Raw genomic sequence first — 11,872 nt, 5'->3', positions numbered from 1 at the left:
AGCAGGCAACCAACAACCCCCTGCCGGGCGTTGTTACGAGTACGGACGCGCGGACGAAGCCGCGCGTCCGTACGCACCCTGGGGAGGGGACCGAACCATGGCCGCGCGCCACCGTCGCATCGCCACCGCCGTCGCCACGGCACTGATCGTCATCCCGGCCGGCGTCGGCCTCGTCGGCTGTGACGCCGTCTCGAAGGCCCTGGACTGCGTCCAGACCGCCGACACGATCGCCGACAGCGTCACCGACCTGCAGCAGGCCGTCGAGAACGCGGGCGACGACCCCGCCGCGGCGGACAAGGCGCTCGACGACATCGGCAAGAACCTCGACAAGATCGGCGACAAGACCGACAACACGGACGTGAACAAGGCGGTCGACGACCTCGACAAGGCCGTCGACAACGTCCGACAGTCGGTCAAGAACGGCGACGCCACACCCGACGTCAGCCCGGTCACGGACGCGGCGGGCGAACTGACGAAGGTCTGCACGCCGTAGCGGCAGCGGTGGGGCGGCGGTGGGGCGGCGATACTGGGGAGATGACCCGCCTCATCCTCGCCACCCGTAACGCAGGCAAGATCACCGAGCTCAGGGCGATCCTCGCCGACGCAGGCCTCACCCACGACCTCGTCGGCGCGGACAGCTATCCCGAGATCCCCGACGTCAAGGAAACCGGCGTCACCTTCGCGGAGAACGCCCTCCTCAAGGCCCACGCCCTCGCCCAGGCCACGGGCCTGCCCGCGGTCGCCGACGACTCGGGCCTCTGCGTCGACGTCCTGAACGGCGCCCCCGGCATCTTCTCCGCCCGCTGGGCAGGCCGCCACGGCGACGACCAGGCCAACCTGGACCTGCTCCTGGCCCAGCTCTCCGACATCCCCGCGGAACACCGCGCCGCCCACTTCGCCTGCGCCGCGGCCCTGGCCCTCCCCGACGGCACGGAACGCGTGGTCGAGGGCCGCCTCCTCGGCACCCTCCGCACCGCCCCCGCGGGCACGGGCGGCTTCGGCTACGACCCGATCCTCCAGCCGGACGGCGAGACGCGCACGTGCGCGGAGCTGACGGCGGCGGAGAAGAACGCGATCAGCCATCGGGGCAAGGCGTTTCGGGGGCTGGTGCCGGTGGTGCGGGAGTTGTTGGGCTGAGGCCGTTCACGGACGACGAAGGCCCGACTCGCGGGTGCGCGAGTCGGGCCTTCGAATTCGTGCGCCCGGTCGGATTCGAACCGACAAACACGACCACCTAAAGGTCGCCGCTCGGCCGTTGGCGTACGGGCGCAGGGCGCTGCACAGCTTACTGGCTGTGCGCCTACGGACGGCAGCGCCCGGCGAAACTGGTGGTCTGGCTGTGGCACGACGGGCAGAGGTAGCGCAGGTTCTCGCGCCGATTGTCCAACCAGTCCCCATTCACGTGGTCGATCTCCAGAACCAGCCGCCGGCCTTGCCAGATCTCGCCCAGTCCGCAGGCCGAGCACACGTGTGGCAGCCCGAGTTCGTCCAGCGCTCTGCGTAGGAGGCGGGTGCGAGTACGCTGCGAGCCGTCGTCGAGTCTGACCAGGATCTCGGCATGGGTCTTGGCCGCGGACGAACGTACGCCCACACGGTGACCCTGCCCTGTGAAGTGCTCCGTGGAAAGCCCGTACTCGTCGATACTGCGCTTCGCCCTATCTCGTCCGGCGCCTCCGAACGACGGGAGCCCGAGCCGACGCATCAGGTCGGCCAAGCCGTGGGAGACGGCCACGGCTCGAGTGAATGCCTCTTCCGGAAAGAGGTCGGTGCTACGAGAACCGCGTGGTGCGACGAAGTGGCTGGTGTCGATGCCGAACCTCTCCAGCTTCTTCTTGACGTGCCAGTACGGCCCGTCCTCCGGCGGAATACCCATGTGAATGAACATCTCGCGGATGCTCGTCGAACGAGCAGCCGCTTCTGCCAGGATCTGCTCGGAGTACATCCGAGGAGGCCGCTCGGGCAGTGCTTCCTCCACGAAGTGGGAGATGTCGATGCCGTAATGGCTGAGCCGGTCGCGGAGGTACGTGCGAGGGCCACTGCCCATGGGGGCGTCGACTCGGCGCATCAGATCGACGAGGCTGGTGGAGACTGCAGCTGTCCTTTCCAGCAAGTCGCGTGGGTACTTGCTCATGCGGACCTCTGCTTGCGACCTCGGTAGGTGTCCGTCACTGCATGGCAGTTGGGGCAGAGAAAACGAAGGTTGTCCGCGCGGTTGTCCCACCAGTCGCCGTTGATGTGATCGACCTCGAGGCGGAGCGGGCGCCCGTTCCACTCCGCGCCGATGGCGCACTGTGCGCACTGATCGGCCACCCCGGCGGCCAACAGCGCGCGACGGAGGCGGTCGCCAGGAACACGGCCCGCCTCGGGGTCGCGCAGTGTCAGCACCCCTCCGGTGGTTTTGCGCCCCTTGCGGTGACGCGATTCGAAATGAGAAGTGTCGATACCCAGCTTCACGAGCCGACGACTGATGTGCGTGTGGTTGCCGCCGACGTTACTGATTCCGAGCTTTCGCACGACGTCCCTGATGCTGTACGAGTCCGCCACGGCGGCCCGCAGCAGCTCCTCGGTATGCCGTACCCGCCGCTGCTGGAAGTGCGAGATGTCGATCCCCGCCTCCAGCATCTTCTGACGTACATAACGTCTGCTGTACCGCGTCGACTCACCCCCGCACCACCGCACCGCCTCGTCCCACGTCCTGGTCTCGCGAGCCGCCTCCTCGAGCAGCTCGCGGGTGTATCGAACCGTCATCTTGCCCCTCCCCACCCGGCCACGCGTTCGCAGCCCCGTACGGCCCAACGAACCGAAAATCGGACCGTTACTACCGATACGCGGAACGGCCCGCCTCACTTCTAAGTGGGGCGGGCCGTTCCGCGGAGGGGAGGGCTGAGGTCAGAACTTCGGGGCCGTGGCCTGGGCCTCGACCATCTCCGCCGCCTCCTCCTTCGTCTCCACCGACGGCGGTGACCCCGACAGCGGCTGCTGTGCCGTCTCCTTCATGCACGCCACCGCGATCACGCCCACCAGGGCCGCAGCCATCGAGTAGTACGCCGGGATCATGTCCGTGCCCGTGATGCTGATCAGGGACGTGATGACCAGGGGGGCCGTGCCGCCGAAGAGGGAGGCGGAGATGTTGTAGCCGACGGAGAGGGAGCCGTAGCGGACCGAGGTGGGGAAGAGGGCCGGGAGCGTGGCCGACATCGTGCCGAGGAGGCAGACCAGGGAGAGGCCGAGCAGCAGCATGCCGCCGGAGACCGCCACCAGGCTGCCCTGCTTGATGAGCAGGAACGACGGGATGGAGAGGACCAGGAAGCTCAGCATGCCCGTCATCAGGAGCGGCTTGCGGCCGAAGCGGTCGGAGAGCTTGCCGACCTGGTTGATGATCAGCATCAGGACGACCATCGTGCCGATGAGGATCAGGAGGCCGTGCGAGTCGTCGTAGCCGAGCTCGTCCGAGAGGTACGTCGGCATGTAGGAGAGGAGCATGTAGTCGGTGACGTTGTACGCGCCGACCAGGGCGATGCAGAGGATCAGCGTCGGCCAGTAGTCGCGGAAGATCTTCGCCAGGTCGCCCTTGGCGGTGGTCTCCACGGAGGAGGCGCCCTCGGACGCCGAGTGGAAGGTGGCGTCCTCCATCTTCTGGAAGGCGGGGGTCTCGTCCAGCTTGAGCCGCAGGTAGAGGCCGACCAGGCCCAGCGGGCCCGCGACGAGGAACGGGATGCGCCAGCCCCAGGACTCCATGGCGTCCGAGCCGAGGGCGGTGTTGAGGATGAGGACCAGGCCCGCCGCGCCCGTGTACCCGGCCAGCGTGCCCATCTCCAGGAAGCTGCCGAAGAAACCGCGGCGCTTGTCGGGCGCGTACTCGGCGATGAATGTGGAGGCACCGCCGTACTCACCGCCCGTCGAGAAGCCCTGGACGAGGCGGAAGAAGATCAGCAGGACGGGGGCCCAGAAGCCGATCGTGTCGTAGGACGGGATCAGGCCGATGGCGAGCGTGCCGATCGCCATCATGATCATCGTCAGCGCGAGGACCTTCTTGCGGCCCACCTTGTCGCCCATCGGTCCGAACACCATGCCGCCGATGGGGCGCACCAGGAAGGACACCGCGAAGGTGGCGAACGAGGAGATCAGCTGGGCCGTGTCGTTCCCGGAAGGGAAGAAGACGTGTCCGATGGTGACGGCCAGATAGCTGTAGATGCCGAAGTCGAACCATTCCATGGCGTTGCCCAGCGAGGCCGCTTTGACGGCTCGCTTGACCGCGGCCTCGTCCGTGACCGTGATGTCGGTACGGCGCAGAGGCGGGTTCCTGCGGCGTTTCACCGCACGGAACAGGGTCCGGTGGCGCTTCATCGCCTCCGGGTCGGCCTCGGCCTCGATCTCTTCTTGGGCCGCCATGGAGTAGTTCCTTTCGTTCTTCGTGCAAGTTCCCCGAGAGATCACTTGCTCGAAGATGGCCGATGCAAACGAAGGCCCCCCGTCAGGGGGCCCACGTCACACCGGGACGACGAACGAAAGGGAGGGGCCGGGGCGGGTCAGACGCCGAGGTCCCTGATGATCTTGGCCACGTGGCCCGTCGCCTTCACGTTGTAGAACGCGTGCTCGACCTTGCCCTGTCCGTCGACCACCACGGTGGAGCGGATCACGCCGGTCACCGTCTTGCCGTACAGCTTCTTCTCGCCGAAGGCGCCGTACGCCTCCAGGGTCTCCTTGGAGGGGTCGCCGACCAGCGTGACCTTGAGGTTCTCCTGCTCGCGGAACTTCGCGAGCTTCTCCGGCTTGTCGGGGGACACGCCAATGACGTCGTACCCGGCGGCGGCCAGCACGTCGAGGTTGTCCGTGAAGTCGCAGGCCTGCTTGGTGCAGCCGGGGGTGAGCGCGGCGGGGTAGAAGTACACGATGACCTTGCGGCCCTTGTGGTCCGCCAGCGAGACGTCCTTGCCGTCGGCGTCGGGCAGGGTGAAGGCGGGGGCGGTGTCGCCGGGCTGCAGTCGCTCGCTCATGGGCGCTCTCCTCATACGAGTGGCCGGATGGCCGGGTGGTTCGCAAAGAGTGTGGTGACGGAGTCGAGCGTAATAGGGGTGCCGTGGGGTGCGGCGCGCGTGAAGCTGACAGACTGTGGTCAGAGTTCACGTCCACACAATCGATACGACCACGGAGGCAGCGCGGTGTCGGATGCCAGGACCCCTGCGCAGATCGAGGCGGACATCAAGCGCCGGCGCGACCAGCTCGCCGAGACCCTCGACGAGATCGGGGTGCGCGTCCACCCGAAGACGATCGTCGGCGACGCGAAGGCCAAGGTCGTCGCGGGCGTGGACAACTCGCTGGGCCGGGCGTACGTAGGGGCGAACCGCCTCGTCTCGGACGTGCGCGGACAGCTCGTCACGGAGGACGGTTCGCCGCGCATCGAGCGCATCGTGCCCGTCGCCCTGGTGGCCGTGGGCCTGGTCGGGCTCCTCGTGGTGAGCTCGCGCCGACGCGGCGCCTGACGGCATGAGTGCCGCCCCGGGAGCCCACGGGCCCTGCCGGGGCAGGTAGGTTCTGGGGCGTGACCGAGAAGCCCCCCGTGACATCCAGGACTCCCCACGACGACAAGCTGCCCATCCGCATGCTGCACGACCGCGTGCTGGTGCGGCAGGACACGAGCGAGGGCGAGCGGCGCTCCGGCGGCGGCATCCTGATCCCCGCGACCGCTGCCGTGGGCAAGCGGCTCGCCTGGGCCGAGGTGGTCGCGGTCGGGCAGAACGTCCGGACGGTCGAGCCGGGCGACCGGGTCCTGTACGACCCGGAGGACCGCGCCGAGGTGGAGGTGCGGGGCGTGGCCTACGTACTGATGCGGGAGCGCGATCTGCACGCCGTTGCGGCCGACCGGTTCGAGGGGTCCGAGGACTCGACGGGCCTGTACCTGTAGGACCTGTAGGACCTGTAGGCACCGCAAAACGCATGCGTAAGGGGCTGGTGACCATCGTCACCAGCCCCTTACGCATGCGTTTTGCTACCTTGGAAGGACCCCGACGAGACGCGCCGTACCGGGTTCCTGCAAAGACGACGCACCCCCATCAGGTAACGCGTTCGCGTTTCTACTCGTCGGAGGTGCCGTCATGGCCTGGGTTCTGCTGATCATCGCCGGTCTGCTCGAAGTGGGCTGGTCGATCGGGATGAAGTACACGGACGGCTTCACGCGCCTGTGGCCCAGCGTGTTCACGGGCGCGGGCATCGTCGCCAGCATGATGCTCCTGTCGCACGCCGCCAAGACACTGCCCATCGGTACCGCCTACGGAGTGTGGGTCGGCATCGGCGCGGCCGGTGCGGCGGTGCTCGGCATGGTGATTCTGGGCGAGCCGGTCACCGCCGCCCGGATCTTCTTCGTCTGTCTGCTGCTCGTGGCCGTGGTCGGCCTCAAGGCGACCTCCGGCCACTAGAGGCACTAGAGGCACTAGGGCCGGAGGAGCGGGGCTCGGCGGCGTCAACCGTCCGTGAGGCCGCCGAGCGCCCCGCCGTCGTCCGTGCCGCCGTCCTGGCCGCCGCCGGTATCGGTGCCGCCGCCCGTCGGCCCGCCCTGGGCGCCGCCGTCGGTGGGTCCGCCGTTGGCGGCGCCGCCGTCCGTCGGCCCGCCGGTGTTCTGGCCGCCGGTCTCCTGACCGCCCTGCTGGCCGCCGTCCTGGCCACCCGTCTGGCCGCCCGTCTGGCCTCCGTTGTCCTGGCCGCCCGTGGTGGTGCCGCCGGTGTCCTGGTCGCCGGTGGTGCCGCCGTCCTGGCCGCCCCCGGTGTCGGTGCCGCCGTCCGTCGTGCCGCCGGTGCCGGGCTCGTCGACGCCGCCCGTCGTCGGGTCGGGCACCTCGGGCAGGTCCGCGCCCTGCTCGAGCTCCAGGTCGAAGTCCTTGACCGGCTTGCCCTCCAGGGCCGACTTGGTGAACTGCGCCCAGATGCGCGCCGGGTAGGCGCCACCGTTGATGCGGGCCTCGCCGAGCGCGCCGTACAGCGGGGTGTGCGCCCCGGTCTCCGGGTCCTGGCCCATGACGGCGACGACCGTGGCGAGCTCGGGGGTGTAACCGGCGAACCAGGCCGCCGTGTCGTTCTCCGCGGTGCCGGTCTTGCCCGCGGCCGGGCGGCCCGCGCCCTGCGCCGCCGTGCCGGTTCCGCCCTGGACGACGCTCTGCAGGACCGACGTGGTGGTGTCGGCGGCCTCGCGGGTGACGGCCTGCTGGGTCCGCTGCTCCGGCAGCTCGATCTCGCTGCCGTCCTTGGTGATCTTCTCGACGAGCGTGTACGTGCCGTGCTTGCCGTGGTTCGCCAGCGTCGCGTACGCCTCGGTCATGTCCAGGACGCTCGCGGTGGAGGGGCCGAGCGCGATCGACGGGGACGCGGTCAGGTCGGGGGTGTTCTCGGGGACGCCGAGGTCGACGGCGGTGTCCTTGACCTTGCCCGAGCCGACGTCGACGGCCATCTGCGCGTACACCGAGTTCACGGACTTGTCGGTGGCGGTGCGGACGGTGATGTCGCCGTAGTTGACGTTGTCCTCGTTCTCGGGGGCGTACGTCCCGCCGCTCCAGCCCTGCACCGGGCGCTTGTTGGTGCCGTCGTAGACCGTGTTCGGGGTGATCGGGCGGCCGTCCTGGGTGACCGAGCCGTTCTCCACGGCCGAGGTGAAGACGAACGGCTTGAACGTGGAGCCGACCTGGTAGTCGCGCCGCGTCGCGTTGTTGACGTACTGCTTGGTGTAGTCGATGCCCCCGTACATCGCGACGACCTTGCCGGTGGCCGGGTCGATGGAGGCGCCGCCCGCGCGGACGTTGCGGTCGACCTTGCGCGCGTCCTTGTCGACCTTCGACATCACCTGCTTGTCGACGGCCTCCTTGAAGGCGTCCTGACGGTCCTTCTGGAGGGTCGTGGTGATGCGGTAGCCGCCCTTGGCGAGGGTGTCCTCATCGATGATCTTGTTGGCCGTCAGATAGTCCTCGACGGCCTTCACCACGTAGCCGCGCTGCCCGGACAGGCCCGCGGCGCCCTTCGCCTCGTCGGGCACCGGGAACTTGCTCTTCGCCCGGTCGGACTTGCTGAGCCAGCCCTCCGTGACCATGCCGTCCAGGACGTAGTTCCAACGGCCCGCCGCGCGCTTCTTGTTCTCGGGGTGGGTGGCGACGTCGTACGCGTTGGGGGAGTTGAGGAGGGTGGCGAGGTAGGCGCCCTGGGCGACGGAGAGGTCCTGGACGTCCTCGCCGTAGTACGCCTGGGCGGCCGCCTGGATGCCGTACGCGTTGCGGCCGAAGTAGCTGGTGTTCAGATAGCCCTCAAGGATGTCGTTCTTGCTCACCTCGCGGTCCAGCTTGATCGAGATGAAGAATTCCTTCACCTTTCGGGTGACCGTCTGCTCCTGCCCCAGGTAGTAGTTCTTCACGTACTGCTGGGTGATCGTGGAGCCGGACTGCTTGCCCTTGCCGGTGACGGTGTTCCAGGCCGCGCGGATCATCGCCTTGGGGTCGACCGCGGACTCGCCGTAGAAGTCGCGGTCCTCGGCGGCGAGCACGGCGTGCTGGACGGTGAGCGGAACCTGCTTGAGCGGCACCTTCTCGCGGTTGACCTCGCCGTCGCGGGCGATCTGGGTGCCGTCGGAGTAGAGGTAGACGTTGCTCTGCTTGGTCGCGGCGGCGTTCGCGGGCGGGATGTCGACCAGCATGTAGCCCGCCATGAAGCCGCCGATGCACAGCAGGATGATCAGGATGAAGCCGCCGAGGACCATGCGCCAGGTGGGGAAGATCCGCCGCCACCCCTTGCGCTTGGGACGCTTGGGCTTCTTGGGCTTCTTCCCGTCAGCGGAGGCGCCTGTGGCTGCGGCTGCTGCTGTTGCCTCTGCCGTGCCTGCCGTGCCTGCCGTCCCTGCCGCCCCGGAGGCCTCAGCCGACTCTGAGGACTCAGCCGCCTTCGCCGTCCCCGACCCCTCCCCGGCCGGGCCCGTCGCGGTGTCAGCGGGCGTGTCCTGCGGCTCCCTGGGCGCCCAGCCCTGGCGCCCGGCAGGACCCTGCTGCTGCGGCTCGTCGCTCATGTCTTGCGGAACTCCCGGTTAGCGTCGTACATCCAGTACGCCTCGTAAACCCGATTGCAACCCCGTTGCAACCCCATTGGACACCGTTGCCACATGCGTTCATGACCAGGCACGCGCCCCCGCGCCGAAAATGCCTGGCACGAGCGACTCCGATCGCACTAGGCTCCAGCGCTTTGGCCCGATTCGGGACGAAGCCCACTGTGAAAGGGATGCTTGTGCGTGCTGGACGGTTCCGTTTGTACGCGGCCGTCACCGAGGGGAGCTTCCGCAGGTACGCCACGTATCGGATGGCGACGGCCGCGGGGGTGTTCACGAACACCGTCTTCGGGCTGGTTCTCGCCTACACCTACCTGGCGCTCTGGGACGAACGTCCCGGCCTCGGCGGCTACGACCAGTCCCAGGCACTCACCTATGTGTGGCTGGGACAGGGCCTGTTGACGGTGATGGCACTGATGGGTGGTGGCTTCGAGGGCGAGCTGATCGAGCGGATCCGCACCGGGGACATCGCCGTCGACCTGTACCGCCCCGCCGACCTGCAGCTCTGGTGGCTGGCGGCCGACCTGGGCCGGGCCGCGTTCCAGCTGGTCGGCCGCGGAGTCGTACCGATGGTCTTCGGAGCCCTCGTCTTCGATCTGACGCTGCCTGAGGACGCCCTGCGCTGGCTGGCGTTCCTGGTGGCCGTCGTGCTCGGGGCGCTGGTCAGCTTCGCGATCCGGTTCCTGGTGGCGCTCTCCGCCTTCTGGCTGATGGACGGCGCGGGCATCACCCAGGTGGCGATGCTCGCGGGCACGTTCTTCTCCGGGATGCTGCTGCCGCTGAACGTCTTCCCCGGCGCCCTCGGCGAGTTCGCCCGTGCGCTGCCCTGGTCGGCGCTGCTGCAGCTGCCCGCCGACGTGTTCCTCGGCGAACGCTCCGGGACGGCGCTGCTGGGGACGTACGCCTTCCAGCTCGGCTGGGCGGCGGCGCTGCTGACGGCCGGGCGGCTGCTGCAGGCCGTGGCGACGCGACGGGTGGTGGTCCAGGGTGGCTGACGGCGACCGGCTCAGGCTCCGGGCCCTCCGGGAAGGGGTGCGCGCCTACCGTCTGATCTCCGCCATGTGGATCCGCTCCCTCATGGCCTACCGCCTCTCCTTCGCGATGACCGCGCTCGGCAACTTCGCGGTGACCGCGTTCGACTTCGTGGCGATCCTGCTGATGTTCTCGCAGGTCGACCGGCTCGGCGGCTACTCGCTGCCCGAGATCGCGTTCCTGTACGGCGCCTCCTGCACCGCCTTCGGGCTCGCCGACCTCGCCCTGGGCTCCATGGACCGGCTCGGCAGGCGGGTGCGCGACGGCACGCTCGACACGCTCCTGGTGCGGCCCGCCCCGGTCATCGCGCAGGTCGCCGCGGACCGCTTCGGGCTGCACAGGATCGGCAGGCTCGCACAGGGCACGCTCGTCCTCACGTACGCCCTCGTGGTCCTGGACATCGACTGGACCCCGCTGAAGGTCCTGATGGTGCCGCTGATGCTGCTGTGCGGCGCGGGCATCTTCGCGGCCGTGTTCGTGGGCGGCGCCGCCTTCCAGTTCGTGGCGCAGGACGCGGCGGAGGTGCAGAACGCCTTCACGTACGGCGGCACCACCCTGCTCCAGTACCCGCCGACCCTCTTCGCCAAGGACCTGGTGCGCGGCGTCACCTTCGTCCTGCCGCTGGCCTTCGTGAACTGGCTGCCCGCGCTGTACGTGCTCGGGCGGCCCTATCCCCTCGACCTGCCGACCTGGGTGGCGTTCACGCCGCCGCTGGTGGCCCCGGCCCTTCTCGCGCTCGCGGGCCTCGCCTGGCGCACGGGCCTCCGTTCGTACCGCAGCACAGGGAGCTGAACTGACATGGCGGATCCCCTCATCGAGCTTGACGGGGTGGAGAAGGTCTTCGACGTACGCAGGAAAACCGGCTTCCTGCGGCGTGCGCGCCACGAGGTGCGGGCGGTCGACGGGATCTCCTTCACCGTGCCGCGCGGCGAGATGGTCGGCTACATCGGCCCGAACGGCGCGGGCAAGTCCACGACGATCAAGATGCTGACGGGCATCCTGACGCCGAGCGGCGGCCGGTTGCGGGTCGCCGGAATCGACCCCTCCCGCGAGCGCACGCGGCTGGCCCGGCGCATCGGCGTGGTCTTCGGCCAGCGCACCACGCTCTGGTGGGACCTGCCACTGATCGACTCGTACCGCCTCATGCACCGGATGTACCGGATCCCGGACGCCCGCTACGCCGAGAACCTCGACCGCTGCGTGGAACTCCTCGAACTGGGCTCGCTCCTTGACGTCCCGGTGCGTCAACTCTCCCTGGGCCAGCGGATGCGCGGCGACATCGCGGCGGCGCTGCTGCACGACCCCGAGGTGCTGTACCTGGACGAGCCGACGATCGGCCTTGACGTGATCAGCAAGGCGAAGGTCCGCGATTTCCTGCGGGACTTGAACGCCGAGTCCGGCACGACGGTCCTCCTCACCACCCACGACCTGACCGACATCGAGCAGCTCTGCAAGCGGGTGATGGTCATCGACCACGGACGCCTCATGTACGACGGTCCGCTGGCGGGCCTGCACGAGGTGGGCGAGAGCGAGCGCACGCTCGTCGTGGACCTGGAACGCGAACTCCCGCCGATCGAGGCGGGATCGGCGGCGCGGGTGGTGAAGGTGGAAGGCCCGAGACAGTGGCTGGCCTTCCCTTCCTCGCAATCCGCGGCCCCCCTGGTCGCCCGCATCGCGAACGACTACCCCCTGGCCGATCTCTCCGTCAGAGAACCGGACATCGAGGCGGTCATCGCGAAGATGTACGCGGAGAAGCCGACCTCGTAG

General features: G+C 68.9%; 13 protein-coding genes, 1 tRNA gene and 1 riboswitch. Of the genes, 8 read left to right on the top strand and 6 right to left on the bottom strand.

Annotated elements, in window-relative coordinates:
- Nucleotides 1–97: 97 nt before the first annotated feature.
- Nucleotides 98–493, top strand: a complete 396-nt coding sequence (locus tag ABZV77_RS33240; protein WP_356265048.1) for a hypothetical protein — start codon at nucleotides 98–100, stop codon at nucleotides 491–493.
- A 41-nt stretch (nucleotides 494–534) separates the two neighbouring features.
- Entirely contained in the window at nucleotides 535–1,137 is a 603-nt protein-coding gene (gene rdgB / locus ABZV77_RS33235; protein ID WP_356265045.1) for an RdgB/HAM1 family non-canonical purine NTP pyrophosphatase, read from the top strand.
- A gap of 60 nt (nucleotides 1,138–1,197) precedes the next feature.
- Here the strand turns inward: rdgB and ABZV77_RS33230 are convergent.
- From ABZV77_RS33230 to bcp, 5 genes are all read right to left on the bottom strand, one after another.
- Nucleotides 1,198–1,270, bottom strand: a tRNA-Leu gene (locus ABZV77_RS33230).
- Between the two features lie 30 nt (nucleotides 1,271–1,300).
- The gene (locus ABZV77_RS33225; protein WP_356265043.1) at nucleotides 1,301–2,131 is read right to left on the bottom strand and encodes an HNH endonuclease signature motif containing protein; all 831 of its coding nucleotides are present in this window, start codon (nucleotides 2,129–2,131) and stop codon (nucleotides 1,301–1,303) included.
- Nucleotides 2,128–2,748 carry an HNH endonuclease signature motif containing protein gene (locus tag ABZV77_RS33220; protein WP_356265040.1) on the bottom strand — a complete coding sequence of 207 codons (621 nt, stop codon included), beginning with the start codon at nucleotides 2,746–2,748 and terminating at the stop codon, nucleotides 2,128–2,130. Before ABZV77_RS33220 ends, ABZV77_RS33225 begins: the two co-directional genes overlap by 4 nt.
- 141 nt (nucleotides 2,749–2,889) lie before the next feature.
- Nucleotides 2,890–4,392: a glycine betaine/L-proline transporter ProP gene (gene proP, locus ABZV77_RS33215; RefSeq protein WP_356265038.1), complete on the bottom strand. Its 1,503-nt coding sequence runs from the start codon at nucleotides 4,390–4,392 to the stop codon at nucleotides 2,890–2,892.
- A gap of 137 nt (nucleotides 4,393–4,529) precedes the next feature.
- A complete protein-coding gene (bcp, locus tag ABZV77_RS33210; RefSeq protein ID WP_356265035.1) occupies nucleotides 4,530–4,997 on the bottom strand; it encodes a thioredoxin-dependent thiol peroxidase in 468 nt (155 codons plus the stop codon).
- A 165-nt stretch (nucleotides 4,998–5,162) separates the two neighbouring features.
- Here bcp and ABZV77_RS33205 point away from each other — a divergent pair, with 165 nt between their 5' ends.
- The 3 genes from ABZV77_RS33205 (at nucleotide 5,163) to ABZV77_RS33195 (ending at nucleotide 6,416) form a co-directional block, all read left to right on the top strand.
- Nucleotides 5,163–5,483, top strand: coding sequence for a DUF3618 domain-containing protein (locus ABZV77_RS33205; protein ID WP_356265032.1), 321 nt, complete (start codon nucleotides 5,163–5,165; stop codon nucleotides 5,481–5,483).
- A gap of 119 nt (nucleotides 5,484–5,602) precedes the next feature.
- Nucleotides 5,603–5,905 (top strand): co-chaperone GroES, encoded by a 303-nt coding sequence (locus ABZV77_RS33200; RefSeq protein WP_055568690.1) that lies wholly within the window; start codon nucleotides 5,603–5,605, stop codon nucleotides 5,903–5,905.
- Between the two features lie 82 nt (nucleotides 5,906–5,987).
- Nucleotides 5,988–6,049, top strand: a riboswitch (guanidine-III (ykkC-III) riboswitch).
- Between the two features lie 46 nt (nucleotides 6,050–6,095).
- The gene (locus ABZV77_RS33195) at nucleotides 6,096–6,416 is read left to right on the top strand and encodes a multidrug efflux SMR transporter (RefSeq protein WP_356265029.1); all 321 of its coding nucleotides are present in this window, start codon (nucleotides 6,096–6,098) and stop codon (nucleotides 6,414–6,416) included.
- Between the two features lie 44 nt (nucleotides 6,417–6,460).
- On the opposite strand, the gene ABZV77_RS33190 is transcribed toward ABZV77_RS33195, so the two are convergent.
- The gene (locus ABZV77_RS33190; RefSeq protein ID WP_356265207.1) at nucleotides 6,461–8,734 is read right to left on the bottom strand and encodes a transglycosylase domain-containing protein; all 2,274 of its coding nucleotides are present in this window, start codon (nucleotides 8,732–8,734) and stop codon (nucleotides 6,461–6,463) included.
- A gap of 512 nt (nucleotides 8,735–9,246) precedes the next feature.
- On the opposite strand from ABZV77_RS33190, the gene ABZV77_RS33185 reads away from it, so the two are divergent.
- The 3 genes from ABZV77_RS33185 to ABZV77_RS33175 are packed head-to-tail and all read left to right on the top strand — an operon-like array spanning nucleotide 9,247 to nucleotide 11,872.
- Nucleotides 9,247–10,068, top strand: a complete 822-nt coding sequence (locus ABZV77_RS33185; protein WP_356265026.1) for an ABC-2 family transporter protein — start codon at nucleotides 9,247–9,249, stop codon at nucleotides 10,066–10,068.
- Nucleotides 10,061–10,897, top strand: a complete 837-nt coding sequence (locus ABZV77_RS33180; protein ID WP_356265023.1) for an ABC transporter permease — start codon at nucleotides 10,061–10,063, stop codon at nucleotides 10,895–10,897. The genes ABZV77_RS33185 and ABZV77_RS33180 overlap by 8 nt, the downstream gene beginning before the upstream one ends.
- A gap of 6 nt (nucleotides 10,898–10,903) precedes the next feature.
- On the top strand, nucleotides 10,904–11,872 hold the full coding sequence (locus ABZV77_RS33175) for an ABC transporter ATP-binding protein (protein ID WP_356265020.1): 969 nt from the start codon (nucleotides 10,904–10,906) through the stop codon (nucleotides 11,870–11,872).

The sequence above is a fragment of the Streptomyces sp. NPDC004732 genome (assembly GCF_040609235.1).
In the GTDB taxonomy this organism is placed as follows: Bacteria; Actinomycetota; Actinomycetes; order Streptomycetales; family Streptomycetaceae; genus Streptomyces.
This window is presented reverse-complemented; position numbering and strand designations above follow the sequence as displayed.

Excerpts from the sequence above, each read along its gene's own strand:
- ABZV77_RS33240 (WP_356265048.1), top strand. The coding sequence starts at position 98 with ATGGCCGCGCGCCACCGTCGCATCGCCACCGCCGTCGCCACGGCACTG.
- rdgB (WP_356265045.1), top strand. The coding sequence starts at position 535 with ATGACCCGCCTCATCCTCGCCACCCGTAACGCAGGCAAGATCACCGAG.
- ABZV77_RS33225 (WP_356265043.1), bottom strand. The coding sequence starts at position 2,131 with ATGAGCAAGTACCCACGCGACTTGCTGGAAAGGACAGCTGCAGTCTCC.
- ABZV77_RS33220 (WP_356265040.1), bottom strand. The coding sequence starts at position 2,748 with ATGACGGTTCGATACACCCGCGAGCTGCTCGAGGAGGCGGCTCGCGAG.
- proP (WP_356265038.1), bottom strand. The coding sequence starts at position 4,392 with ATGGCGGCCCAAGAAGAGATCGAGGCCGAGGCCGACCCGGAGGCGATG.
- bcp (WP_356265035.1), bottom strand. The coding sequence starts at position 4,997 with ATGAGCGAGCGACTGCAGCCCGGCGACACCGCCCCCGCCTTCACCCTG.
- ABZV77_RS33200 (WP_055568690.1), top strand. The coding sequence starts at position 5,603 with ATGCTGCACGACCGCGTGCTGGTGCGGCAGGACACGAGCGAGGGCGAG.
- ABZV77_RS33195 (WP_356265029.1), top strand. The coding sequence starts at position 6,096 with ATGGCCTGGGTTCTGCTGATCATCGCCGGTCTGCTCGAAGTGGGCTGG.
- ABZV77_RS33190 (WP_356265207.1), bottom strand. The coding sequence starts at position 8,734 with ATGGTCCTCGGCGGCTTCATCCTGATCATCCTGCTGTGCATCGGCGGC.
- ABZV77_RS33185 (WP_356265026.1), top strand. The coding sequence starts at position 9,247 with ATGCTTGTGCGTGCTGGACGGTTCCGTTTGTACGCGGCCGTCACCGAG.
- ABZV77_RS33175 (WP_356265020.1), top strand. The coding sequence starts at position 10,904 with ATGGCGGATCCCCTCATCGAGCTTGACGGGGTGGAGAAGGTCTTCGAC.